At 71.0% G+C, this 23422-nt stretch carries 26 protein-coding genes; 8 read left to right on the top strand and 18 right to left on the bottom strand.

All coding sequences use genetic code 11. The annotated features are described in order from the left end of the window. Positions 1–21: 21 nt before the first annotated feature. The gene (locus tag AB0M02_RS00130) at positions 22–1236 is read right to left on the bottom strand and encodes an MFS transporter (RefSeq protein WP_364218988.1); all 1215 of its coding nucleotides are present in this window, start codon (positions 1234–1236) and stop codon (positions 22–24) included. Between the two features lie 47 nt (positions 1237–1283). Between AB0M02_RS00130 and AB0M02_RS00125 the strand changes: the two genes are divergently transcribed. Continuing rightward, positions 1284–2555 carry an ROK family protein gene (locus tag AB0M02_RS00125; protein WP_364218985.1) on the top strand — a complete coding sequence of 424 codons (1272 nt, stop codon included), beginning with the start codon at positions 1284–1286 and terminating at the stop codon, positions 2553–2555. Here AB0M02_RS00125 and AB0M02_RS00120 read toward each other — a convergent pair. The 7 genes from AB0M02_RS00120 to AB0M02_RS00090 all read right to left on the bottom strand — a co-directional run bounded on the left by AB0M02_RS00120 (position 2548) and on the right by AB0M02_RS00090 (position 8262). Continuing rightward, on the bottom strand, positions 2548–3711 hold the full coding sequence (locus AB0M02_RS00120; RefSeq protein WP_364218982.1) for a PQQ-binding-like beta-propeller repeat protein: 1164 nt from the start codon (positions 3709–3711) through the stop codon (positions 2548–2550). The genes AB0M02_RS00125 and AB0M02_RS00120 overlap by 8 nt on opposite strands. 28 nt (positions 3712–3739) lie before the next feature. Continuing rightward, the gene (locus AB0M02_RS00115; protein ID WP_364218979.1) at positions 3740–4582 is read right to left on the bottom strand and encodes a hypothetical protein; all 843 of its coding nucleotides are present in this window, start codon (positions 4580–4582) and stop codon (positions 3740–3742) included. Positions 4583–4692: 110 nt separating this feature from the next. Further along, positions 4693–5805: a tetratricopeptide repeat protein gene (locus tag AB0M02_RS00110; protein ID WP_364218976.1), complete on the bottom strand. Its 1113-nt coding sequence runs from the start codon at positions 5803–5805 to the stop codon at positions 4693–4695. A 19-nt stretch (positions 5806–5824) separates the two neighbouring features. After that, positions 5825–6211, bottom strand: coding sequence for a PPOX class F420-dependent oxidoreductase (locus AB0M02_RS00105; RefSeq protein ID WP_364218973.1), 387 nt, complete (start codon positions 6209–6211; stop codon positions 5825–5827). 296 nt (positions 6212–6507) lie between these two features. Beyond that, a complete protein-coding gene (gene ispF, locus AB0M02_RS00100) occupies positions 6508–6981 on the bottom strand; it encodes a 2-C-methyl-D-erythritol 2,4-cyclodiphosphate synthase (RefSeq protein WP_364218970.1) in 474 nt (157 codons plus the stop codon). 48 nt (positions 6982–7029) lie between these two features. After that, a complete protein-coding gene (gene ispD / locus AB0M02_RS00095) occupies positions 7030–7731 on the bottom strand; it encodes a 2-C-methyl-D-erythritol 4-phosphate cytidylyltransferase (RefSeq protein ID WP_364222407.1) in 702 nt (233 codons plus the stop codon). Between the two features lie 45 nt (positions 7732–7776). Further along, positions 7777–8262: a CarD family transcriptional regulator gene (locus tag AB0M02_RS00090; RefSeq protein ID WP_014447856.1), complete on the bottom strand. Its 486-nt coding sequence runs from the start codon at positions 8260–8262 to the stop codon at positions 7777–7779. Between the two features lie 335 nt (positions 8263–8597). On the opposite strand from AB0M02_RS00090, the gene AB0M02_RS00085 reads away from it, so the two are divergent. Then, positions 8598–9371 carry a hypothetical protein gene (locus tag AB0M02_RS00085; RefSeq protein WP_364218967.1) on the top strand — a complete coding sequence of 258 codons (774 nt, stop codon included), beginning with the start codon at positions 8598–8600 and terminating at the stop codon, positions 9369–9371. A gap of 133 nt (positions 9372–9504) precedes the next feature. On the opposite strand, the gene AB0M02_RS00080 is transcribed toward AB0M02_RS00085, so the two are convergent. Genes AB0M02_RS00080 through AB0M02_RS00065 form a run of 4 tightly spaced genes read right to left on the bottom strand, consistent with a single transcriptional unit; the run spans position 9505 to position 12864 of the window. Further along, positions 9505–9957 carry a DUF6023 family protein gene (locus tag AB0M02_RS00080; protein ID WP_364218964.1) on the bottom strand — a complete coding sequence of 151 codons (453 nt, stop codon included), beginning with the start codon at positions 9955–9957 and terminating at the stop codon, positions 9505–9507. Continuing rightward, positions 9954–11012 carry a type III polyketide synthase gene (locus AB0M02_RS00075; protein WP_364222405.1) on the bottom strand — a complete coding sequence of 353 codons (1059 nt, stop codon included), beginning with the start codon at positions 11010–11012 and terminating at the stop codon, positions 9954–9956. Before AB0M02_RS00075 ends, AB0M02_RS00080 begins: the two co-directional genes overlap by 4 nt. After that, entirely contained in the window at positions 11006–12160 is a 1155-nt protein-coding gene (locus AB0M02_RS00070; RefSeq protein ID WP_364218961.1) for an acyl-CoA dehydrogenase family protein, read from the bottom strand. Before AB0M02_RS00070 ends, AB0M02_RS00075 begins: the two co-directional genes overlap by 7 nt. Beyond that, entirely contained in the window at positions 12157–12864 is a 708-nt protein-coding gene (locus tag AB0M02_RS00065; RefSeq protein WP_364218958.1) for a methyltransferase domain-containing protein, read from the bottom strand. The genes AB0M02_RS00070 and AB0M02_RS00065 overlap by 4 nt, the downstream gene beginning before the upstream one ends. Before the next feature lie 47 nt (positions 12865–12911). Here AB0M02_RS00065 and AB0M02_RS00060 point away from each other — a divergent pair, with 47 nt between their 5' ends. The 5 genes from AB0M02_RS00060 to AB0M02_RS00040 all read left to right on the top strand — a co-directional run bounded on the left by AB0M02_RS00060 (position 12912) and on the right by AB0M02_RS00040 (position 18217). Beyond that, positions 12912–13739: a UbiA family prenyltransferase gene (locus AB0M02_RS00060; protein ID WP_364218955.1), complete on the top strand. Its 828-nt coding sequence runs from the start codon at positions 12912–12914 to the stop codon at positions 13737–13739. Between the two features lie 104 nt (positions 13740–13843). Beyond that, a complete protein-coding gene (locus tag AB0M02_RS00055) occupies positions 13844–14545 on the top strand; it encodes a hypothetical protein (RefSeq protein WP_364218952.1) in 702 nt (233 codons plus the stop codon). A 34-nt stretch (positions 14546–14579) separates the two neighbouring features. Continuing rightward, complete coding sequence (radA, locus tag AB0M02_RS00050) at positions 14580–16001, top strand: DNA repair protein RadA (RefSeq protein ID WP_364218949.1); 1422 nt, start codon at positions 14580–14582, stop codon at positions 15999–16001. 83 nt (positions 16002–16084) lie between these two features. Next, on the top strand, positions 16085–17266 hold the full coding sequence (gene disA, locus AB0M02_RS00045; protein WP_364218946.1) for a DNA integrity scanning diadenylate cyclase DisA: 1182 nt from the start codon (positions 16085–16087) through the stop codon (positions 17264–17266). 264 nt (positions 17267–17530) lie between these two features. Beyond that, on the top strand, positions 17531–18217 hold the full coding sequence (locus AB0M02_RS00040) for a hypothetical protein (protein ID WP_364218943.1): 687 nt from the start codon (positions 17531–17533) through the stop codon (positions 18215–18217). A gap of 651 nt (positions 18218–18868) precedes the next feature. Here AB0M02_RS00040 and AB0M02_RS00035 read toward each other — a convergent pair. The 4 genes from AB0M02_RS00035 to AB0M02_RS00020 all read right to left on the bottom strand — a co-directional run bounded on the left by AB0M02_RS00035 (position 18869) and on the right by AB0M02_RS00020 (position 21239). Continuing rightward, positions 18869–19378, bottom strand: coding sequence for a 2'-5' RNA ligase family protein (locus tag AB0M02_RS00035; RefSeq protein ID WP_364218940.1), 510 nt, complete (start codon positions 19376–19378; stop codon positions 18869–18871). 3 nt (positions 19379–19381) lie between these two features. Further along, entirely contained in the window at positions 19382–20122 is a 741-nt protein-coding gene (locus tag AB0M02_RS00030; RefSeq protein ID WP_364218938.1) for an adhesin, read from the bottom strand. 83 nt (positions 20123–20205) lie between these two features. Beyond that, positions 20206–20736 carry a peptide deformylase gene (locus AB0M02_RS00025; protein WP_364218935.1) on the bottom strand — a complete coding sequence of 177 codons (531 nt, stop codon included), beginning with the start codon at positions 20734–20736 and terminating at the stop codon, positions 20206–20208. Next, positions 20733–21239 (bottom strand): ACT domain-containing protein, encoded by a 507-nt coding sequence (locus AB0M02_RS00020; RefSeq protein WP_364218932.1) that lies wholly within the window; start codon positions 21237–21239, stop codon positions 20733–20735. Before AB0M02_RS00020 ends, AB0M02_RS00025 begins: the two co-directional genes overlap by 4 nt. Before the next feature lie 20 nt (positions 21240–21259). On the opposite strand from AB0M02_RS00020, the gene AB0M02_RS00015 reads away from it, so the two are divergent. Next, positions 21260–22156 carry an A/G-specific adenine glycosylase gene (locus AB0M02_RS00015; protein WP_364218929.1) on the top strand — a complete coding sequence of 299 codons (897 nt, stop codon included), beginning with the start codon at positions 21260–21262 and terminating at the stop codon, positions 22154–22156. Here AB0M02_RS00015 and AB0M02_RS00010 read toward each other — a convergent pair. Next, a complete protein-coding gene (locus tag AB0M02_RS00010) occupies positions 22127–22690 on the bottom strand; it encodes a DUF4291 domain-containing protein (RefSeq protein WP_364218926.1) in 564 nt (187 codons plus the stop codon). The two genes, AB0M02_RS00015 and AB0M02_RS00010, sit on opposite strands and share 30 nt — an antisense overlap. A 96-nt stretch (positions 22691–22786) precedes the next feature. Continuing rightward, positions 22787–23422, bottom strand: a 636-nt coding sequence (locus tag AB0M02_RS00005) for an AAA family ATPase (RefSeq protein ID WP_364218923.1), incomplete at its 5' end; no start/stop codon positions are given.

Genomic DNA, 23422 nt, shown 5'->3' with positions numbered 1-23422 from the left:
ACAAACCCGAAATCCACACGCTCAGTGGAGGGCCGCGGCCTCGACCCGGTCGTGGTCCTCCTTGCTGATCCGGGCCGGGAAGACCGCCGGCGACAGCACCACCACGATCGTCGCCAGCAGCGCCATCCCGGCCGCCAGCAGCGGCAGCACTCCCAGATGCCCGGCGCTGACGAACTGCTCGCCGACGAACGCGCCGCCGCCGATGCCGATCTGGAACGCCACCACGTACACCGCCGACGCCGCATCCCGTGCCCGCGGCGCGACCCGCAGCACCGCCGCGGCCAGGAAGACCGGGATCGCTGTGAACGCGCCGCCCCAGAGCAGCGCCGCCACCACCGTCGGCACCAGCCCGAGCACCGGCGCCAGCAGCGCCACCGACACCGTGACCGTCACCATCAGGCCGATCACCAGCGTGCCCGGCCGCCGGTCCACGAACCGCCCGACCAGGAAGTTCGCGAGCAGGCCGACCGCGCCGTACCCGAGAAGCAGCGCGCTCAGCCCGGCACCGTCCAGCCCAGCGTCCCGGCGGACCAGCGGAGCGATGTACGTGTACGCCGCGAAGTGCCCCACCACCAGCACCGTCGTGATCACGCAGAGCCGAGCGACCGGCCCGTTGCGCAGGATCCGCACCGCGTCCCGCAGCTGCGCGCCGGTGCCCGCCTCGAGGTCCCGTGGCAGTGGCTGCAGTTCGGGCAGCACGGCCAGCAGCAACGCCACACAGATCGCGCCGCCCACCGCGAACACCGCGACCGCCGCCCGCCAGCCCAGCGCCTGCCCGAGGGCGGTGCCGAGCGGTACGCCGAGCACGATCGCCAGCGAGTTCCCGATGAAGACCTGCGCCGTGGCTCGCCCGGCCTGTCCCGGTGAGGCCAGCCGCACGATGATCGGCCCGATCACCGACCAGAACACGCCGTGCGCGAGGGCGCAGACGAGCCGGGAGAGAGTGAGTACCGGGAAGTTGGGCGCTATCGCAGCCGCCCCCTGAGAGACGGCGAAGACCGCTACGGTGACGGCGATCAGAATGTGGCGCGGCACCCGCATGGTGAGAGCGGTGAGCGGGATCGTGCTCAGTGCGGCCACCACGGCATAACTGGTGAGCAGGAAGCCGACCTGGGCCTCGGTGACGTCCAGGTCTGCGGAGATCTCCGGCAGGAGTCCGACAGGAAGGGTTTCGGCGGTGACGTAACAGAACGTCGATGCGCTGAGCACCAGCATCGCCGGGCGGTTGAACTTCACTCCGGCAGAATAAGCTCCGGGCCAGAGCTTAAAAAGGGAGAACGACTGTGACGACCCGCTCCACCGAGCTGCTCCGAGTGGTGCACCACCGCCCCGGCGTGACACGCGCCGACGCGGCCCGCCTGCTCGGCGTCGGCACCGGCGCGGCCACCGAACTCGTCACCAAGCTCAGCCGCGCGGAACTGCTGATCCAGGCCCCGGCGGCACCGAGCGGCACCCGCGGCCGCCCTACGACTGTGCTGCTCCCGCACCCCAACGGCCCGCTCGTGTTCGCGGTGGCGATCACCCACGAGGGCTGGCGGATCGATGTGGTCGAGCTGGGCGGCACCGCCGCCGCCTCCCGATCAGGCCGGCACGCGGCCACCGGCTGGCCCCAGGTCCGTGCCGCGGTCGCCGCCGGGATCCAGGAGCTTCTCCAGAGGTACGGGCAAAGGCCGCGCGCCATCGGCGCGTCCGTCCCCGGCACGGTCTCCCGCACGCGCCGCCTGGACGCCTCCGGTCTCAACTGGCACGACGTCGACCTGACCGAGCTCTGGCCCACCGCCGAGGTCTTCGTCGCCGGCAACGACGCCACCCTCGCCGCCACCGCCGAGTCCAGCCGTGGCGCCGCCGCCGGAGCCGCCGTCCACCTGCACCTGCGCATCGAGGCCGGACTCGGCGGCGCCGTGGTCGAGGACGGCCGCCCGGTGATCGGCGCCCGCGGAGCCGCCGGCGAGTTCGGCCACATGCCCTTCGGCGACCCCTCGATCAGCTGCCCCTGCGGCGCACACGGCTGCTGGGGCACCGCCGTCGACGGCACCGCCCTGGCCCGCATCCTGGGCGACCCACCCCCACGGGACCCGATCACCTACGCCCGCCGCGTCATCACCGCCGCGGCCCGCACCCTCGCCACCAACGGCCCGCCCAGCTCTGCCGCCGCCGGCCCGCCCAGCTCCGCCGCCGACGGCCCGCCCAGCTCCGCGGCCGCCCTCGCCGCCGACGGCCCGCCCGGATCCGCCGCCGCTCTCGCCGCCGACGGCCCGTCCGGTGACACCGACCCCGCATTGGCCGCGGTCCGCACGATCGCCACCTCCCTGGGCCGGGGCATGGCCGGCCTGGTGAACGCCCTGGACGCCGACCTGGTCACCCTCGGCGGCCTGGGTGCCGACCTCCTCGCCACGGTCCCCGACTCGATCGACGCGGCCTACCGCAACGGCCTCATGCTGATCCACCGGGCCGCACCGCCCCCGGTGCTGGCAGCCACCCTGGGCGACGACGACGGCCCCATCTCCGGTGCCGCCGAGGACGCCTGGTCAGCCCTGCTGCCACACCTCACCTGACGGCGGCGATGATTACCGCGTCGAGGGTCAGGTAGTAGGTCGGCGACTCCGGATCATCGTTCGCGTCCACCCGCAGCCGCTCCACGGCCAGGTATCCACCGGAGATCCGATACCGGCCCGGCTTCCACTCCAGGCTGTCCTTCTCGTCGAACCGGAACGGGAACGAGTACCGCACGGTCCCCCGTTGAGCATCCAGCCCGACAAGCGTGTTGTCCCCGGTCAGCAGCACGATGATCGGCCCCGACCCGCCCAGGATCCGCGCGGCGCCCGCCCAGGTCCACAACGGCGTGCCGTCGTCCGAGAACGCCCGCACCGAGCCGTCGCCGGCCGACACGATGACGCCGGCGGCAACGGTCGCGGTCGGCGCGTCCAGGGCCGGCGTCCGCACCGGCACGAGCGAGTCCGCGAGCCAGCCCTGTCCCGCGTCAGTCCGGAGGCCCGCGCAGTCCGACATTTCCGACTCGCACCCGATCGGTGTCACGGGACCGCTCGGATAGCCCGTCAGCACGTCGCCGGTTCGGCCCGCATAGGCGCCACCGTCGCCGCCACACACGAATGCGCCGCCGGACGTCGTGAAGCCCGCATCGCACGCGGGAGGCGTCGACCGGGTCCACCGCGTTTGGCCGGTGCTCACGTCGTACCCCATCAGCTTTTGACCCTCATGGACCACGACGGTGCCGGCGGCGAGATGCAGGCCCGGCGGATCCCAGACCGCCGCGGCCCCGGTGCGATGTCCGGCATAGCGAGGCGCCGCCGGGCCGTCCGTCCTCCAAAAGATCTTTCCGGTACGCGCATCGAGCGCGACAAGCTCCCCGTCCGACCACCGACTGATCACCGTCGGGCCGCTCGCCGTCAGCCCACTGAGCTGCTCGGGCCAGCGCCGGAACGACCACCGCGCCGTGTAGAGCGTCCGCCCGTCAACCGGCGCATCCGCCTTGACCTGGTGCTTCGCGCCGTAGACCCGGAGTCGCCCGTCGACGATCAGCGGCGCCATGCTGGTCCGGCCGGTGACGCCCGCGGATCGCAACGACTCCGGTGGGTAGGGCGTGGTCGCGCTCGACAGCACCTCGGCCGGAGCCAGGACCCGCCACGCGATCAGTCCCGTCGCGGCCAGGAGAACCAGGGCGGCAAGCGTTCGCAGCAGCACCCGGGTCACGGAGGTCAGTATTCCAGGGCCCGTTGACTCACTCGTATCCGCCGTTTATCAGGCCGAGTCGGACCAGCTCGGTCAGCGGCTCCACGACGTTGGCGGCGCCGAATCCGACGAAGAGTGGCCGCGGACCGGCCCGGTGGTTGCGGGCCGGCTCGACCAGCGGCACCGGATGGGTGGCCGCCAGCGCCTCGGCCACCTCCGCCACCTCGCCGCCGCCCGCCGCGACCAGCGTGGCGACCAGCACGTTCAGGAATCCGTGGTGGGTGAAACCGGTCTCCGGGTCGGTGTGCCGGGTGGCGTGGCGCAGCCCGGCCGCCAGCTTGAACGGCAGATCCCGGTCGCGGCAGGCGCAGATCACCGCTGCCAGTTCGACCGGGGTCGGGAAGAGTTCCGCGGCGAGTCCGCCGACCCGGAACTTCGGTGCGATCGACAGGCCACCGGCGCGCGCCTCGGCGACGGTGTCCAGGGCGGAGAGCAGGCCCCAGCTGAGGGGGATCTCCGCGTACAGTCGCAGTCCGGTCCCGGCGGCCGCGAAAGAGCACAGCGTGGCGAGGCCCGGCTGGGGGTCCTCACCCCGGCGGGCCACCGCGGCCTCGACGTGCTCGACCACCACTCCCGTGGCGCGCAGCTTCTCGATCGTCACCGGCAGGCTCGCGGCCGGCACATCGCCGATCACACCGGCCGTGAGCCGGGGAACCGGCTCGGTGCCGACGATCGACGCGGGCAGGAGCAGCGAGCCGAGCAGATTCGCGTACCACGAGCCGGTGTGCTCGTGATACTTGGCGACGGCGTCGGTCAGTCCGGTGGCGCTGGGCGGGAGCAGGGACGCGTCGTCGACGAGCCCGGCGTAGAGCGGAGGCACCATCGTTGACACGAAACCGAACCTAATAGACGCCGGGAGAAACGGACAACCACGTCCGTTATGTCCGACTGCTCGTCAGCGCCGTTCGCTGCGTCTTCTCGGTGCCTTTCTCAGCGCCTTTCTCAACGGCGGCTGGTCGCCATCAGGAGCTCCGCGACGGCTGCCAGCGCCATGCCGATCACTAGCGTGAGCAGGCCACCGACCGCCGCATACAGCACCAGGAACAGCGGTGACGCGAACGTCAGGTAGGCCGCGACCGCCAACCCGCGGCGGCCGTCCCGCAGGCGGTCCAGCACGACGCTCGCCGGCTCGGTCAGGCGACTGCGGAACCACAGCAGCACCGCGCCGAAGACGAGCACCCCGATCAGCCCGGCCCACATCCGCGAGATCCCCGGACTGATCATGGTCATCGCGGCGGTGAGCACTCCCGCGACCAGCGTGCCGCCCGCGCCGTACTGCACGGTCTCGCGCACCGACTCCGCCGACTGCTCGGTCGAGTCGAGGACCGAGCCGGCCGGGCGGGCGATCTCCGGCGTCGTGCTCGCTTCCTCTTTCTCTTTCTCCGCCGGTTCACCGACCGGCCCCGCCCCACCGGGAGGCGTACCGAGCGACGCCTCCTCGGCCAGGTCCTCCAGAGCGCGGGCCCACCGGCGGCGTTCGAACCGGACGATGCCCACGTCGCTGCCGGCGTCACCGATCGCCGAGTCCAGTTCGAGGGCCTCCCCGTACGCCCGCTGCGCCAGGTCGAACAGCCGCAGCCGCGCCGCGACGACGGCCAGGACCAGGTGCGCCTCGGCCTCGGTGGGAGCGACTCGGACTCCGTGCCACGCGGCGTTCAGTGCCTCCTGGCCGTTGCGCGACTCGCTCAGCAGGGCGGCGCCGGTGCGTTGCGCGTACGGGTCGTCGGGCCACTTGGCGAGGATCTCGGCCGCTACTCGGGCGGCGTCCGCGTAACGGCGGCTGTCGGTCAGTGCCATCGCCCGCACCACCAGGGCGGACAGGGGTGCCGGATCGACCGCGCCGGCCCGGTCGGCGGCGGCGAGCGCCTCGGTCGGCTGATCGGCGGCGAGGTGGATGCGGGCAAGGGTGGCCAGCAGCTCGGTCTCCTGGGGCGCGGCACTCAGCCCGGAGGCGATCTCCTCGGCGGCCTCGTCGTAGCGGCCGAGGTCGGCGAGCAGCAACGCCCGTTGCCGGTGTTCCTCGGGCGTGGTGTCTGGCTCCATGGGGGTGGGCACGCTGCCGAGCGTAGGCGCTCTACCTGGAGATGACGCGAGTCGGGGTGAGGCGGCACACCACGCGCACGGTTCCCGGCTCGTCGGCGGTCCAGGGCTCGTTCGCGTACTTGTAGCTCAACTCCCCGATCAGGTCACCCTCGTCGTCACTGAGAGCGACCGCGCCCTCGACAGTGCAGTACCGATAAGGCTGCGCCGGGTCGAACGCGCAGATCGAGACACGCGGATCGCGCTCCATGTTCGCCGCCTTGACCCGCCCCCGAACCGTCGAGAACAGCACGTCGTCGCCGTCCCGCTTGACCCACACCACGGTCGACTGCGGCGAGCCGTCCAGGTTGATCGTGGTGAGCACCGCATAGGTCGGATTGTCGATCAATGTCCGGGCAGCACCAGGCAGAGCGACAGTCATGAAGATGATCATGCCCGCGCATCCACCCCTCAACAACCTCACGCGTCGACTTCAGGCGCACCCACTGGCCCTAAAATCCATTGCGTGTGGAGTTGCGGCGCTCATAGAGGCCGAACTCCCCACACACCCAAAACCGCTCAACCCAGCGTGTGAAGTTGTGGCGCCCCCGCAGGCCGAACCCCACACACCCGAACCCGCTCAACCCAGCGTGTGAAGTTGTGGCGCCCCCGTGGGCCGAACCCCACACACCCGAACCCGCTCAACCCAGCGTGTGGAGTTGTGGCGCCGATGGGTGGTCAGGCGGTGTAGATCAGGGCTACGGCCGTCCCCGCGAGGCCTTCCCCGCGCCCGGTGAGGCCGAGACCGTCCGTCGTCGTGCCCGCAACGGTCACCGGAGCGCCGACCGCCTCCGACAGCGCCCGCTCCGCCTCCGCCCGCCGCTTTCCGATCTTGGGCCGCACCCCGATCACCTGCACCGAGACGTTGCCGATCGCGTACCCGGCCGCCCGCACTCGCCGCGCCGTCTCGGTGAGCAGCGCGACACCCGAGGCACCCGCCCACTCGGGCCGGCTCGTCCCGTAGTTGCTACCGAGATCCCCCAGCCCGGCCGCCGACAACAGCGCGTCACAGGCCGCGTGCGCCGCCACGTCAGCATCCGAGTGCCCGGCCAGCCCCGGCTCGCCCGGCCAGTGCAGACCCGCCACCCAGCAGGGCCTCTCCGGGTCGAACGCATGCACATCAGTCCCGATACCGACCCGAGGAACGATCACCCCGCGATCCTAGAGCCCACCGTCGGGCGTTCGCCTCGCGTGCGGAGGTCAGTCCGCGTCGGGCAGGGTCAGCAGGTGGGCGGCGAGTGCCAGGTCGATCGGCCTGGTGATTTTCAGGGCGTGGTCGGAGCCGGGCACGCAGACCACCGTCCGGCCGAGTTTCTCCACCGCGCCGGCGTCGTCGGTGTGTGAGTCGGCCGCGGCGGCGTGGGCGGCCCGCAGGACGGAAGCGCGGAAGCCCTGCGGAGTCTGCACGGCCCGCAGCACCGAGCGGTCGACCGTTCCCAGCACGGCGCCGTCGGGGGTGACTTCCTTGATGGTGTCGACGACGGGGAGCACCGGGATCACGGCGTCGGCCCCGTCACGGACCGCGGCGGCGACGCGCTCGAAGAGGGAGACCGGGGCCAGGCAGCGTGCGGCGTCGTGCACCAGCACCACGGCGACGTCCTCGGGGACGACGGCAAGGGCGGCGGCGACGGACTCCTGGCGCTCGGCGCCGCCGGGCACCACGGTGACCGGCGCTACGTCGGCGAGCAGAGTTCGGACGTCCTCGACGCCGGCCGGAGGGGCGGCGATCACGATCATGCGGACCGAGGGCGCGGCGGCGATCCGGCGGATCGCGTGGACCAGGAGGGGCCGGCCGTCCAGGAGGCGGAGTGCCTTGGGCGCGCCGGGACCGAGACGAACACCGGCGCCGGCGGCTGGAACGACGACCGCGACGTCACCGCGAGCATTGAGCTGCGCGGTCACGTCGCGGTCGTCGGTCAAGGTGTGCAGAGGGATGGGTGCGGAAGATCAGGCCTCGGTGAGGACCTTGTCGAGCAGGACCTCGGCCTCATCCTTGGTGCTCTTCTCAGCGAGGGCCACCTCGCCGACCAGAATGTCACGCGCCTTGGCAAGCATCCGCTTCTCACCCGCCGACAGGCCACGCTCACGCTCACGACGCCAGAGGTCACGAACAACCTCGGCAACCTTCAACGGGTTACCGGAAGCGAGCTTCTCGAGGTTGGCCTTGTAGCGCCGCGACCAGTTGGTCGGCTCCTCGGTGTGCGGAGCGCGGAGGACGTCGAAGACCTTGCCCAGGCCTTCCTCGCCAACCACTTCGCGCACGCCGACTTCCTCGGCGTTCTCAGCGGGCACCCGAACAGTCAGATCGCCCTGGGCGACACGCAGAACGAGATACTGCCTTTCAACGCCCTTGATGACCCTAGTCTCGATTGCCTCGATGAGTGCGGCCCCGTGGTGGGGGTAAACAACGGTCTCGCCGACACTGAAAACCATAGGTTCGAAACCCCTTTCGCTGTGTCTAGGGTAACACGCTCGGGCGGCTGTGTCCTGCCCTGACGGTCACTGTTAGTGCAGCTCAGGGGCTCTGTGACGGGGCTTTCTCCCGCTTGACACCAACGCGAGAAGCTGCCTAAGTAACGCAAAGTGACCAGGACGTCACGGGTCCTACCGTCGAGTCGGAAATTCCGGACCTGATGGCTTTGTGAGATCAAGCTTATCGCTAAGACCCACAACGACGCACCACTGGCGATGCGGCTTCACGTGCGGGACGCTGGACGGAAGTTCCCCGACCGAAGCAAGATCTGGTCGGTAAGGGGGGAGGGTGAGTCATGGCTGGCGCGAGCGACAACGGCGGCTGGCCGCCCGACGGCGGTACCCCCGATGATCTTCCGGACTTCCCCGAGGAGTGGGGAGTCATCGTCATTCCCGACGACCTCTCGGAGCTGTCCGAGGAGGTCGACGCCGTGCGCGCCGAGCTCAACACGGCGCCGCCGCCCACCCGCTGGCAGCGCTTCGCCCGCCGCCCTACGGTCCGCCGGCTCCGCAAAGCAGGCGCTCTGGCGGTCCGCACACCGGCGCTGATCATCTCGATGGCCATCATGGTCACGGTCGCCAGCCTGTTCGCCTCGGCCTGGCCCGGCCCGCCCCGCCAGCCCGCCACCCAGCGCACCGCCGGCGCCACGAACGCACCGCCCGGCATGCTGCCCGGCCTCGATCTGATCGGCCCGGACGGCCAGATGGTCTCGATCCTCAGCCGACTACCCGCGGTCCTGCTGCTCACGGACGGTTGCGACTGCGACATCCTGGTCACCGACACGGTCGCCAAGGCCGGCTCCGGCACGACCGTCCTGGTGATCACGGCCAAGACCTCAGCAAGCTCCCGCCAGGCCCAGGCACCCGCCCGGACCCCACAGGTGGAGGGCAAGCTCGTCAGCTACCTGCGCGACCCCACCGACACGCTGCGCCGCCACTTCGACCTCAACCCACCCGACGGCACCGCGGCGGTCCTCCTCGTCGACCGCACCGGCAAGATCTTCCGCAAGGAACCCCGAGTCGCCTCGGTCGAGGCGATCCTGCCCTACCTGGCCCCGCTGGAGCGCTAGACCGGGAGATAACGGAACAAAGGCAAACAAACCGGGACGGCAAGGAAGCGGAACGGCAGGGAAACCGGAACAAAGCGGAAGCGAAGACCGCGCGGGAGTGGAGACCCCGGGAGCGAAGGCCTCGGGGAGCTCGCTAGCCGGCTCGCTGGAGGGTGTAGCGGAACACCACCGGGCCGACCTCGTCGACGTTGATTCGCAGGTGCAGGCTGCCGGCCAGTCCGACCGAGAACATCTCCGGCGTTCGAACGCCGGAACACCGCACCCCCCGGCCCGTATCCACCTTCCCCAGACTCACCCGCACCCGGCTGCCGGTATCCCCGGCACAGACGACCGAAACGACGTACTCCCCCGTGCCGGTGGTCTGCGCGACCTCCTCATGACCGCTGCCCGCACTGAGCGCCACCGTCGAAGCCGCCTCCTGATCACCCGCGTCCGGCAGGAGTTGCTCGGCGTTGAGCCGCCAGTGGTGCAGGCGCGGATCGCCGGCCTGCCGGGGCGCCGCGCGCCACCACCATGTCGCACCCACGGCCAGGATCACCACGGCCAGCAGATGCAGGACCGCACCGCGCCCCCGTTCGCCGCTCACGCTCCGAGATTAGAACGTTCCAGAAGCGTGACATAGAGCGTGAGGCCCGGACCGAATGCCAGCATTACGACAGTTTCCGGTGGGCTCGGGCGCCGGCGCAGGGCGTCGAGAACCAGGAGCACCGTCGGTGACGAGCAGTTTCCGTACTCGGAGAGAACTCCACGGGACGCCGACAACGCAGCGTCGTCGAGACCGAGTTGTTCCTGGACGACGTCGAGGATCTTGGGGCCGCCGGGGTGGATCGCCCAGCCGTCAACGTCGGCGATCGCCCGGCCGTGGCGGGAGAGCACGTCCTCGACCAGGGCACGGACGTGCACCGAGAGCACCTGCGGCACCTGCGGTGACAGGCCCATCCGGAAGCCGAGATCCGTCACCTCCCAGGTCATGTGATCGGCTGTCGTGGTGTCGGTGATCGCGGCGACCTCGCTTACTCCGTACCCTGAAGAATTTGCCTGTAGCACCACCGCAGCCGCGGCGTCAGAGAAAAGCGCGTGGGAAACGATCTGCTGAATGTCCGCCCGCGTGCCCGGCGGCTGCAGATGAAGGCTGGTCAGCTCCGCGCAGAGCAGCAATGCCGGCCGGCCCCGGGCGGTGACGAAGTCACTGGCCGTGCCGAGACCCGGCAACGCTGCGTAACAACCCATGTGGCCCACGAAGAGCCGCTGCACGTTCGGTGACATACCGAGATCGCGGGCGAGCAGGATGTCCAGCCCGGGGGTGGCGTATCCGGTGCAGGAGCAGACCGCGAAGAGACCGATCTCGTCCGCGGACACCCCGGCGTCGGCCAGCGCCCGGCTCACCGCCGCCTTGCCCAGCGGCACGGCCTCCACCTGATAGCGGCGCATCCGGCGCTCGGTGGACCAGTCCGCTACGTCCTCGAGCAACGGGTTCACCGCGGCCTGCCGGGTACGCACCCCGGAGTTCTCGAAGATCCGCCGGGCCAATGTCCGCCGCGCCCCGGTGTAGTGCCCGGCGAAGTAGCCCGCCCAGATCTCGTCCTGGCGGGCCGAGGGCGGGAGCGCGATGCCGAGACCGCTGATGACGGCGTTCACCAGCGCGGCGCCACGCCGTCGGAGTCCGGGTCGCCGCCGAGCGCGTCCACACCGAGCCAGTCGGCGCAGACGTCGCTGGTGGCGGGCTGGAGCGAGCCCGCGCGGGCGTCCCGGTAGAGCCGTTCCAGCGGGTGCCCGCGCCGCATCGCCGAGGTGCCGGCCGCCTCCAGCATCGACGCGGCCACCTCGGCGGCGGTCGTGCCGGCCAGCAGTTTCGCCCGCCAGACCCACCGGTTCGTCTCCGGATCGCCGGGCTCCTCGTCGACGCGCCGGGCCGCCTCGCGTACCGCCAGGTGTGCGGCCGCGACCGCGGCGTCGGCCCGGCCGATCCGGGCCCGGATGGCCGGCAGACCGCCCAGCTTGCGGGCGTTGACGTGCTCGACAGCGGCGTCCACCGCCGCGCGGGCCACACCGACGTAGACGGCCGCGTAGCTGGCGACCATCCAGTGCGGCGAGAGTTGCGCGGCCACCAGCGCCAGCCCTTCCAGACCGCCGAGCAGCGCCGACGCCGGCACGGTTGTGTCGATGTGCAGGTCGTGCGAGCCGGTGGCGCGCATGCCGAGCGCGTCCCACGTCTGCTCGACCCGCAGGCCGTCGCCGGGCGGGACCAGGAACTGGGAGACCTGACTGGGATCGGCCGCGCTGCGGGCGGCGACGAGGTACGCGTCCGCATGCCCCGCCCCCGAGCAGAACGTCTTGGACCCGGTGATCCGGTAGCCGCCGTCCACACTCTCGTAGGTCGTGCTGAGCTGCGACAGCCGGGAGCCCGCGCCGCGTTCGCTCATCGCCACCGCGTACCAGTTGCCGGCCGCGGCGGCACGGAGGTGGTCGTCGCGAGCGGTCAGCGCCTCCGGTGGCAGCCCGAGCGCGTCGGCCAGCCCGTCGGTGACACCGGCCAGCGCACCGGTCACCGAGGCGTGCATGTTGAAGATCAGCGCCGTGGCGCCGTTGCCGCGGGCCAGTTCGTAGGCGATGTCCGCGTACCGCAGGAAGCCCGCCCCGGCGCCACCGAGGGCGACCGGCACCATCAGGCCGAAGAAGCCGGACTCGCGCAGGTCGGCGAAGTCGTCGGCGGGGAAGGAGCCGTCCCGGTCGGAGGCGGCGGCGCGGGCCGCGAACCGTGGGGCCAGGCGGCGGGCTTCGTCGATCACGCGGGTACCACCTTGTGTCCGGAGCCTTGATAGAGGACGGCGGAGGAGAAGGTGGGCAGGATCCGCCCGCCGCTCCGCTTGAGCACCAACCAGCGGAACAGCCCCCGCAGACTGGGACGAAGCCCGCGAATCTCGATTGCCACGCCGTGCCGGCCGAACTCGGAGATCAGTCGGCGAGGCGGTACGAACAGGGCCGGGTCGTGCAGGCCGGCCGGTGCGATGCCGAGCCGCTCGCCGATCGTCACGGTGATCAGCCGGCTCAGCGCGGTGTCGTTGACCGTGTCCAGCACGACCAGGCCGCCCGGGCGCAGCACACGGCACAGCTCGGCGACCGTACCGGGCAGGTCGGTGACGTGCTCCAGGATCTCGCCGGCCACCACGACGTCGGCGCTGGCCGAGGCGAGCGGCAGCGCGGTCACGTCGCCGTTGACCGGTGCGACGCCGACCCGCGCGGCCTGTGTCAGGGCGAGGCGGCCCAGGTCGACGCCGAGGTGGCGGTACCCCTTCGTCCGCACGTGCGGCGCCAGCAGACCACCGCCGCAGCCGGCGTCCAGCAGGATCGCGCCGTCGCTCGCAGCCGGTGGGATCAGTGCCGCACGCGACTCGGCGAGCCAGTGAAGGAGTTCGAACTCTCCGCCGGGTCGCCACCACTCGCCGGCCAGGGTGTCGTACTGACGTGGATCGTTGCGCTGCATAGACAGCATGTGATCGAGCCTCGCACGGGAACGTCACATCCACCACACTGCGAGTCATGTCTCGGGCGCTCGCACTGTTCCGATCCGCGCATCCGGAGCCGGGCCTGGCGGTCACCGGCGCGATGACCCTGCTGGCCTTCGGCGTGGGTCACCGCGGGTGGCGGCTGACGCTGGTCGCGCTCGCCGTGGCGGCCACCCAGTTCTCCGTGGGCTGGGTCAACGACTGGCTGGACGCGGACCGGGACCGGCGGGCGGGCCGGCACGACAAGCCGATCGCCGAGGGCGCGGTGTCGCGGCACGCGGTCGGTCTCGCCGGTCTGCTGGCCACGCTGGCGATCCCGCTGCCGGCGCTGCCGCTCGGGGCCGTGCCGACCGTGGTGATCTCGGTCATCGGCGTGTTCGCCCTGCTCTACGACTGGCCGCTGAAGTCGACCGCGTTCTCGGTCGTGCCTTACCTGGTCGCTTTCGGTCTGTTACCGGCGTTCGTGGTGGTGTCCCTGCCGGGCCATCCGGCGCCGCCGGCCTGGCTGGTCGCCGCGGGCGCGCTTCTCGGCGGCGGCGCGCACTTCGCCAACGTGCTTCCCGATCTCGCCGACGACGCGGCGACCGGCGTGCGGGGCCTGCCCCATCGGATCGGTGCCCGCTGGTCGCAGATCGCCGCCGCGGTGCTCCTGCTGGGTGCCACGCTCACGCTGGTCCTCGGACCCCCCGGGCCGCCGTCGTGGCCGGGCTTGGTGGGTGCGGCGGCCGCCGTCGTGGTCCTTCCCTTTGGCTGGTACGCGACTCAGCGCGCGAACGGACGGCCCGTGGCGCTGTTCCGCGCCGTCATGGTGGTCGCCCTGATCGACGTCCTGCTCCTCGTCCTGAGCGGGCGGGTCGTCTGATCTTGAGATGTTCTCCGGTAGCGGGATGGATGGGTCGGCGCACACGGCTGATCGCCGCCCATTAGGCTGATCCGCACCTGGGTGTCTCTATTTGGAGGATCGTGATGCGCTCGCTGGGAACCCGTCGCGCCGCTCTGGTCGCGGGTGCCGCCACGGTCGCTGTCCTTGCGCTGGGCGGATGCTCGGCCGGTCAGGTCGCCGAGACCGCCATCCTGGACACGCCGATCGCCGGCGTCGACACGGAGACCGCCGACGGCAGCGTGTTCGTGCGGAACCTCCAGATCCAGTACAACGGGGTCAAGGGCTACGCCGCCGGTGCGAACGCGCCGGTCGAGCTGAGCCTCTACAACCAGACCAACGAGCCGGTCACGGTCGCGATCAGCAGCCGTCCGCTGGAGCGCGCGCAGGTCGTCTCGGCGAGCCAGGTCGGCCTGGTGAGCGCCGCGGCGGCGACCACACCGGCGACCGAGGCCTCCGAGCCCGCCGCCGACGCTTCCGAGCCCGCAACCGGCGAGTCGGCCGAGCCGGGCGCCTCCTCCGCGCCCGCCACCCCGGCGCCCACGGTGGCTCCCGCCCGGGTCGAGATCCCGGCGCAGGGTTCCGCGCTGTTCCGCCCGGGCGACGCCAAGGAGCTGCAGGTCATCGGCCTCAGCGAGGAGCTCGTGCCGGGCACCGCGGTGAACCTGGTCTTCGAGTTCAGCAACGGCGCGCCGAGCCTCGAGCTGCAGGCCCCGGTCGCCATCCCGCTGTCGCCGGCGCCCCGTGTCGCGGGCGAGACCGGCGAGGGCGAAGCCGAAGGCCACTGAACAAATTGTCGTACCTCCCGGATAACTTGTCCGGGTGACTACCGCCAAGGCCGCCAAGGCACCCCGGCCCGCCTACGTCTGTGACGCGTGCGGCCACCAGCCGCCGAAATGGCTGGGTCGCTGCCCGGAGTGCAACGAGTGGGGCTCGGTCATCGAGTCCACGGTGTCCGCTCCGCTGGTCTCCGGCCGGGTGGTCAGCTCTCGCATGCCCGCCGAGCCGGCCCGGCCGATCGCCCAGATCAGCGCCGCGCCGGCCCGCGCGGTGCCCACCGGGGTCGGCGAGCTCGACCGGGTGCTCGGCGGTGGCCTGGTGCCCGGAGCGGTCGTGCTGCTGGCCGGCGAGCCCGGCGTGGGCAAGTCCACCCTCCTGCTCGACGTCGCCCAGCAGTGGGCGGTCGGTGCGGGCACACCGTCGCTGGTGGTCAGCGGTGAGGAGTCGGTCAGCCAGGTCCGGTTGCGGGCCGAGCGGCTCGGCGCCCTGCACGACAAGCTCTACCTGGCCTCGGAAAACGATTTGGGTACGGTGATCGGCCACCTCGACGCGGTCAAACCGGGCCTGCTGGTGCTCGACTCGGTGCAGACCGTCTCGGCACCCGGCACCGAGGGCGTCCCCGGCGGCGTGACCCAGGTCCGCGCGGTCACCGCCGCGCTGGTCTCGATCGCCAAGGAGCGCGGCATCGCCACCGTCCTGGTCGGTCACGTCACCAAGGACGGCCAGGTGGCCGGCCCACGCGTGCTGGAGCACCTGGTCGACGTGGTGCTGCACTTCGAGGGCGACAAGCACTCTTCGCTGCGGCTGGTCCGCGGTGTGAAGAACCGGTTCGGCGCCGCCGACGAGGTGGGCTGCTTCGAGATGCACGAGGGCGGCATCACCAGCCTGCCCGACCCCTCCGGTCTCTTCCTCACCCGCTATCTCGAGCCCGTCCCCGGCACCTGCGTCACCGTCGCCATGGAGGGCCGGCGCGCGCTGGTCACCGAGGTGCAGGCACTGATCGGGGCCGAGGTGCAGGGCTCACCCCGGCGGACGGTGTCCGGCCTCGACAGCGCCCGCCTCGCCATGGTCCTGGCCGTGCTGGAGCGGCGCACCAAGCAGCTCAAGCTCTACAACCGTGAGGTGTTCGCGGCCACCGTCGGCGGCATCCGGCTCACCGAGCCCTCGGCCGACCTGGCGATGGCGCTCGCGGTGGCGTCCGGCGGCCTCGACCTGGCCATGGCCCCGCATCTGGTGGCGATCGGCGAGGTCGGCCTGACCGGGGAGATCCGGCGGGTCGGCGCGGTCGGCCGGCGACTTGCCGAGGCGGCCCGGCTCGGCTTCAAGGTGGCGCTCGTCCCGCCCGGCTGCGGTCCCAACGGCGAGTCCGGCACGCCCAAGGGGATGGATGTGATCGAGGTCGGCGACCTCCGCTCGGCGTTGCAGAGCGCAGCGCGAGCCTCGGCCGAACACGGCTCACGGTGACTGATGGTTACGAATCATCACGCTACGGAGCATTCATCGAACCATCCCTCGTTGGCGTGGATGACAGTCCGTAGACTGTGCGGGTGCCGCTCGACCGCGATGGTTCCAAGCCCGCCGCCAATTCCACGCCACGTCTCGGCGTCAACGGCGCTGGACATCGCGCGATGACACCAGCGGTCGGCCCAGGGCTCTCCGGTGGACCGAGTGATCCACTCCGGGCGAATCTCGCGTTGATGGCACCCGGCACCGCGCTGCGTGACGGCCTGGAGCGCATCCTTCGGGGACGGACCGGCGCGCTGATCGTCCTCGGCTACGACGCCGTCGTGGAGAGCCTCTGCACCGGCGGTTTCCCGCTGGACGTGGAGTTCTCCGCGACCCGCCTGCGCGAGCTGTGCAAGATGGACGGCGCGGTCGTGCTGTCCAGCGACGGCGCCCGGATCGTCCGCGCCGCCGTCCACCTGATGCCGGATCCGTCCATCCACTCCGAGGAGTCCGGCACCCGGCACCGCACCGCGGAGCGGGTCGCCAAGCAGTCCGGTTACCCGGTCATCTCGGTCAGCCAGTCGATGCACATCATCGGCCTCTATGTGAACGGTCAGCGCCACGTCCTGGACGACTCGGCCGCCATCCTCTCCCGGGCCAACCAGGCACTGGCCACCCTGGAGCGTTACAAACTTCGGCTCGACGAGGTCTCCGGCACGCTGTCCGCACTGGAGATCGAGGACCTCGTCACGGTCCGCGACGCCGTCGCCGTGGTGCAGCGACTCGAGATGGTCCGCCGGATCGCCGACGAGATCTCGGGCTACGTGGTGGAGCTCGGCACCGACGGCCGACTGCTCGCCCTCCAGCTCGACGAGCTTATGGCCGGTGTCGACGCCGACCGCACCCTGGTCATCCGGGACTACCTGCCGGCCGGCCGCAAGGCCCGCACGCTGGACGAGGCGCTGGTCGAGCTGGACCTGCTCACCGCCACCGAGATGATCGATCTGGTCGCGGTGGCCAAGGCGATCGGTTACCCGGGAGCCAGCGACGCCCTGGACGCCGCGGTCTCACCGCGCGGCTTCCGGCTGCTGGCCAAGGTGCCGCGCCTGCCCGGCCAGATCGTGGACCGGCTCGTCGACCACTTCGGCAGCCTGCAGCGACTGCTCGGCGCGACCGTTGAGGACCTGCAGGCGGTCGAGGGCGTCGGCGACGCCCGCGCCCGCGGAGTCCGCGAGGGCCTCTCCCGTCTCGCCGAGGCCTCGATCCTGGAGCGCTACGTCTGAGTGGATTTCGGCGTGACTTAGGTCACGCCGATAGCGGTCATCAGGCACGCATCGTGTTGTGACCCGTCCTATTCCGGCACCACTCCTCCGCCGCCGCAACTACGCAGAGTGATGCCCCCTTACGAACAGCCAGTCCTCGACCTAGCCTTGCCCCAGCAATTGGGGAGACTGTGATCCGGGCCGAGTTTCGATCGGTCACCGCGTGGCGGCCCGGGGAGTCAGTGGTGAGACCGCCCCCTACCCGATCCAGGTTGGGGGTCTCACATGCGCCGCTATCTGCTCGCCCTCGCCGCCGCCGTACTCGCCACAGCAGCGTTCGCCGGCGTCGCCCATGCCACCGGAAACTCGTCGTCGTGCGTGAGCGCCGCCGACGCCACCTTCCATCACACCTTTGACGGGGCTGGTGGCAGCGCCACGATCACGGCGGTCCGGCCGCTCTGCGACGGAGAAGAACGAACGTTCTCTCTGGTGTCTTACACGACGCCGGTCTTCGTCTACGACTCCGACCGCGCCTTGATCGATTCTGGACGCCGCAGCGTCACCCTCAGCGTGGACGTGCCGGCCTGCGAGACCCGGGTCGAAGCCTTCCTCGGCGCCGGGATCATCGAGGAGCCGACCACCGGATACGGCGACCTGACGCTGGGCTCGCCGGGGAGCCGCTCGTCCGGGGTAGCGGGCTCCTACAAGGGCGGCGACGCCGAGTGCGCCCCGGAACCCTCGGTGACCTTCCGAAGCTACTGCGACGGCGTTCTGCACACCCGCCTGTCCAACGCGGCCGACGCAACAGTCGACGCCGTCTTCACCGTCGACGGAAGGCTCAAGCGGGTCGCTCCGGGTAAGCACGCGGACCTGACGTCGCACCCGTCGGGCCCGGTCGTGGTCCGCGACAACACGCTCACGACCTCGACCGGCTCCTGGGTCGATCCTGCCGACTGCCCGCCGGCCGCCTAGTCATCACTCCGGCTTGGGGAGTCCGGCAGCACCGTCCGCCGCCGGCCTCCCCAAGCCACACCAAGGATCATTGTGTGAACTTCGGCCCACCTCCACACCCCAACTCCACACGCAAACCGCACCCAACCCACCGCGTGAACTTCGGCCCACCTCCGCACCCGAACTCCACACGCAAGCCGTTGCGCCGACTGTGGTCCCGCTGCCCGGGCTCTCGCGAGCCGTTCGCCCGCCGCTGCACCCGCGCGCAGGCTGGGGGGCGTCGGCGGTGACCGTGCACGTGACGTCGTTGGTCGCTGGGCTGCATTGCGTGGCGGACGGTCGCGCTGTCGAGCCGGGTGCGGGACTGGGCCGAGTGCGGGACTGGGCTGAGAGCGGGACCGGGACCGGGCTGAGGGCGGGCCCACGCTGAGGGCGGGCCCACGCTGAGGGCGGGCCCACGCTGAGAGCGGGCCCACGCTCAGCGGGACCGGGCTGAGAGCGGGGGGTGGGCTGAGAGCGGGGGTGGGCTGAGAGCGGGGGCGTTGCCGGGGTGGCCATGCATGTGGCGCCGTAGGGCGCCGGGTGGCCTGGTGTGGCAGTTTGGTCGCGCTGTTGGGCAGCGAGCGGGGTCGTTGCGGTTGGGAGAGATGTGATGCGTACCCAAATATGGTTTTAAAGAGGGTGATACACGTCGTTGCTGTGATCGGCCACAGCGGCGCCCGTCACCGTCGCGGAGAGCGGGAGGATCTCCAAGCAGCGGCGGATGGCCGGAGCCATCATCGGATTGGGTACGCGCATAGAGATCGTGCAGTGCGGAACCCAGCGCCCCGGCCGGTAATGCTCCCAGGTCTCGATGCCGGCCGCGGACAGACGATCGTGGACCAGCCGGTGATGGTCGAGGAGGGCTGCGGTGACGGTGACGCCGAGCCAGAGGACGCGGCCGACGAACTGGCCCACGAAATCCATGCTCAGGGTGAGTCCGCGGCCGTCGGGAAGGCCCTCCAGGGCGGCCGCGACGGCGTGTGGGTCGATGCGGTGGGCGGCGGCCAGCGAGACGTGCGGGCGGTGCTTCTCGTGCAGCGAGCCCAGCGTCGGAATGCCTTCGGCCTCAAGGGCGCGCCAGAGGGTACGGACGCGGCGGGTTGCGTCGACGTCCAGGTAGAGCTCGAGGGCGGCGACCAACCGTCAGGCGACCAGGGAGAGCGCGACGGGCATGCTGATGATCTGGCTGAGGCGGCCGCGCAGCTCGTAGGCTCCGGCGGGCGGGATCGGGCCGGACGGCTGGCCGTTCGCGCACTGGGTGGACTGGCGGCCGTTCCAGGTGATCCGGTACTCCCGCTCGGCGCCCGGGGCGAAGGACTTGATGTCGTTGCCCTTGGCGGTGCTGCACGGGTCGGAGGACCAGAACTTCTGCGCACCCTGCTCCAGGTAGAGCTCCTGCGCGTCGGCGCCTACGTCGCGGGTGCAGGTACGCGAACCCACGTTCTTGATCTTCAGCCGGATGTCCACAGGGGTGCCACGCCGGGCCGAGGTGCTCTCCGGTACCGGGGTCACCGCGATCTCGGTGTCCGCACAGGAACCGTCGACCGGGGCCGCGACGTTGCCGTTCGTGCCGGTCGAGGCGCCCGTCGTGGGCAGCGGGTCCTCGTCGTCCGGGTTCTGCGTCTGCAGGTCGGCCGGGTCCGGCAGGGCGGGGCCCACCGGCGGCGCGGAGTCGAGGAAGGTCGGCTCCGGGCTCGACGACTTCTGGTCGGACGCCGGAGCGGGCGTCGGGTACTGCGTGGTGTTGGTGGCGTTCGGTTTCTTCTCGTCCTCATTGGAGCAGGACACGAACAGCACGATCACGCCGAGCAGCACCGCGCCCAGCACGACCGCACGCCGCCGCCAATAGACAGCGGATGGCAGAGGACCAACCGTCGCACGCATGATGCGCACCACCGTAGACCCTGCACGCCCGGCACGATGTGCACGACGCGCCGGTTATGCGACACCAACTCGCGAATCGCTCGTTAGAGATAGACCTTGCGCTGATATAGCGCGTGTGCACCAGCGACTCGGTCGAGGAAGAGCTTGCCGGCGCAGTGGTCGATCTCGTGCTGGAGGGCGCGAGCCTCGAAGGCGTCCGCGGCCACAGTGACCGGCTCGCCGGTGCCGGGCAGGACAGCCTCGACCACGATCCGGCCGGCGCGCTTCACGTCGCCGGTGAGATCCGGGACCGACATGCAGCCCTCACGGCCGGGCCGCCACCGGCTCGCCTCGATGATTTTCGCGTTGCAGAGCACGAACGTGCCGTGGGTGGTGACCGCTTTCGGATGGCCGACCACGTTCACGCAGAAGACCTGGGCCCCGACGCCCACCTGGGGAGCGGCCAGCCCGACACAGCCCGGCGAGACGCGCATCGTGGCGACCAGATCGGCCGCGAGCTCGACGATCTCGGCGGCGGTCGGGTCGACCTCCTCGCCGACGGCGCCGAGCACGTTCGCCGGGGCGGTCACGACCGGCCGCACCGATCCCGCAGGACCCGCCCACTCCAGGCTCACAGGAGCTCCGATTCGGCGCGGCGGACGGTGACGTCGACGCCCAGCTCGGCGGCGGCCACGGCGAGGCGCTCGGCGAGCTCGTCGGCGGCGCCGTCGGGCAGGTCGACCTCGGCCACCAACACGTACAGCGGGCCGGTGAGACGGGTGGTGAGGTCGGTGATGTTGCCGCCGGCCCCGGCGACCACCCGGGTGACCGCGGCGACGATCCCGAGCCTATCGGCGCCGTGGACACTCACCAGGTACGGCTCGCCGCTGGTGGCACCGGCCGACGGCTCGACCTTGCGAACCGTGGCCAGCAGTCCCCCGGTCGTGATCGGCTCCAGCGCCTGCTCCGCCTCGGCGGCGGTCGGCCCGGTGCAGATCAGGGTCATCGCGAAGTGGCCACGCAGACGGGTCATCGTCGAGTCGGTGAGGTTCGCACCGACTGCGGCCAGGGCTTCGGCCACGTCGGCGACGATGCCGGTCCGGTCGGGGCCGATGACGGTGATGGCGAGCTCATGCACCCGCCTACAGTAAACGGGCTATGACTTTCGCCGACGACGCCATCACCTGGTATGAGGCAAATGCCCGTGATCTGCCCTGGCGGCAACCGGACACCACACCCTGGGGGGTACTGGTCAGTGAGGTGATGCTGCAGCAAACCCCGGTCGTACGGGTCGAACCCGCCTGGCGCTCCTGGATGACGCGCTGGCCCACCCCCGCCGCGCTGGCCGACGACCCGGTCTCGGAGGCCATCCGGATGTGGGGACGCCTCGGGTACCCCCGCCGGGCGATGCGGCTGCACGCGTGCGCGGTCGCGATCGTGGAACGGCACGACGGCCGGGTACCCGATGATCTCGACCAGCTGCTGGCACTGCCGGGGGTCGGGACGTACACCGGGCGGGCGGTGGCGACGTTCGCGTACGGCCAGCGTCACCCGGTCGTGGACACCAACGTGCGGCGGGTGGTCTGCCGCGCGGTGGAGGGCAAACCGGACGCCGGCCCGGCGACGACTCCCGCGGACCTCGTCGCGATGGAGGAGTTGCTGCCGGACGACGTGGGGCGGGCCGCGAAGGCGAGCATCGCGTTCATGGAGCTGGGCGCGATCGTGTGCACCGCTCGGTCACCCAAGTGCGTCGACTGCCCGTTTTGCCAGACCTGCGCCTGGCGGGCAACCGGAGAGTCGCTGCCGGAGGGGCCAAGTCGCAAACCACAGAGGTACGCGGGAACCGACCGCCAAGTGAGAGGGCTCATCCTGGAGGTTCTCCGGCACACCACCGGCCCGGTCCCCCGGCAACGTCTCGACCTGGTGTGGAACGACGAGGTCCAGCGGGCGCGAGCCCTGGCCGGCCTGATCGACGACGGCCTGGTCGAGCTGATCGGCGAAAACAGTTTCGCGCTCCCCGGCGACTCACCCCGCGACGAGGTGCAGAGCCTCTGACGGCATCGGATAGGGGCGCTCGACCGGCAACAGGGAAGCCCGGTCCGCCCGGCCGTGGATCTCCCGAACCAGCCCGGTCGGGTCGCTGATCCCGGTGATCCACTCGTCGACGTAGCGGGGCACTGCGACACCGCCGATACCGAGCTGCAGCGATCGGTAGGGCAGTTCCCGCAGGTTCAAGTCCCGCTCGGGGTCCCACTGCACCCGGATCGGCGCCCGCTTGAGCTCCCGTTGCCAGGTGGCCCGATCAGGATGCGCGCCGCGCTTGTAGTGGCTGAGGACGGCGTTCGCCAACGCCCAGTCGAAACCCTCGCGCGTGATCGAAACGGCCAGCACCCGTTCCTGGCCCTCCTTCAAGGCCCAGCCGCAGCGGTACATCATCCACAGGAACGACGGCTTGACCCAGGTCATCCGGTCGCGTTTGAACGGCGGGACGAAGCGCCCGGCCCGGACCGCGGGCTCCGCGATCGCCGGGGAGTAGGCCTGGTAGACGGTGATGGTCTCGTCGTCATAGACCGCGCGGATCTCGTGCATGACCGAAGGATCGCTGCCGGTCGGCTGGAAAGCGAGCGAAATAGAAAGCGGCCCGGCTGCGCTCGCAGCCGGGCCGTCTCCTATGCGTTCAGCGGGTCACTCCTCGCTGGTGGTCGCTCCGAGGTCCGCGGGAACCGCGTCCGGAACGGTCACCCCGCGGTCGGCACCGCGGAACACCAGCTTGGACTTCTCCACCTTGGCGGGGTCGCCCTCGCAGTCCACCACCACGATCTGGCCGGGGCGCAGCTCGTTGAAGAGGATCTGCTCGGACAGGGTGTCCTCCAGCTCGCGCTGGATGGTCCGGCGCAGCGGGCGGGCACCGAGGACCGGGTCGAAGCCCTTGGCCGCCAGGTACTTCTTGGCGTTGTCGGTCAGCTCGAGGCCCATGTCCTTGTTCTTGAGCTGGGTCTCGATGCGGGCGGTGAAGATGTCGACGATCTGGAGGATCTCGTTCTCACGCAGCTGGTGGAAGACGATCGTGTCGTCGATGCGGTTCAGGAACTCGGGGCGGAAGTGGTTCTTCAGCTCGTCGTTGACCTTGATCTTCATGCGCTCGTAGCTCGACTCCTCGGCCTCGGAGGCCTGGAAGCCCAGCGACACCGCCTTGGCCACGTCGCGCGTGCCCAGGTTGGTGGTGAGGATGATGACGGTGTTCTTGAAGTCGACGATGCGGCCCTGTCCGTCGGTGAGCCGGCCGTCCTCAAGGATCTGCAGCAGGGTGTTGAAGACGTC

It is taken from the genome of Actinoplanes sp. NPDC051861 (genome assembly GCF_040681145.1).
Classification (GTDB): domain Bacteria; phylum Actinomycetota; class Actinomycetes; order Mycobacteriales; family Micromonosporaceae; genus Actinoplanes.
Note: the sequence above shows the minus strand (reverse complement) of the source record. Positions and strands in the feature narration are given on the sequence as shown.

Coding starts and splice junctions, on each gene's coding strand:
- AB0M02_RS00105 (WP_364218973.1), bottom strand. CDS start 6,211: ATGACTGTCGCTCTGCCTGGTGCTGCCCGGACATTGATCGACAATCCG.
- AB0M02_RS00090 (WP_014447856.1), bottom strand. CDS start 8,262: ATGGTTTTCAGTGTCGGCGAGACCGTTGTTTACCCCCACCACGGGGCC.
- AB0M02_RS00085 (WP_364218967.1), top strand. CDS start 8,598: ATGGCTGGCGCGAGCGACAACGGCGGCTGGCCGCCCGACGGCGGTACC.
- AB0M02_RS00065 (WP_364218958.1), bottom strand. CDS start 12,864: ATGCTGTCTATGCAGCGCAACGATCCACGTCAGTACGACACCCTGGCC.
- AB0M02_RS00060 (WP_364218955.1), top strand. CDS start 12,912: ATGTCTCGGGCGCTCGCACTGTTCCGATCCGCGCATCCGGAGCCGGGC.
- AB0M02_RS00055 (WP_364218952.1), top strand. CDS start 13,844: ATGCGCTCGCTGGGAACCCGTCGCGCCGCTCTGGTCGCGGGTGCCGCC.
- AB0M02_RS00040 (WP_364218943.1), top strand. CDS start 17,531: ATGCGCCGCTATCTGCTCGCCCTCGCCGCCGCCGTACTCGCCACAGCA.
- AB0M02_RS00030 (WP_364218938.1), bottom strand. CDS start 20,122: ATGCGTGCGACGGTTGGTCCTCTGCCATCCGCTGTCTATTGGCGGCGG.
- AB0M02_RS00015 (WP_364218929.1), top strand. CDS start 21,260: ATGACTTTCGCCGACGACGCCATCACCTGGTATGAGGCAAATGCCCGT.
- AB0M02_RS00010 (WP_364218926.1), bottom strand. CDS start 22,690: ATGCACGAGATCCGCGCGGTCTATGACGACGAGACCATCACCGTCTAC.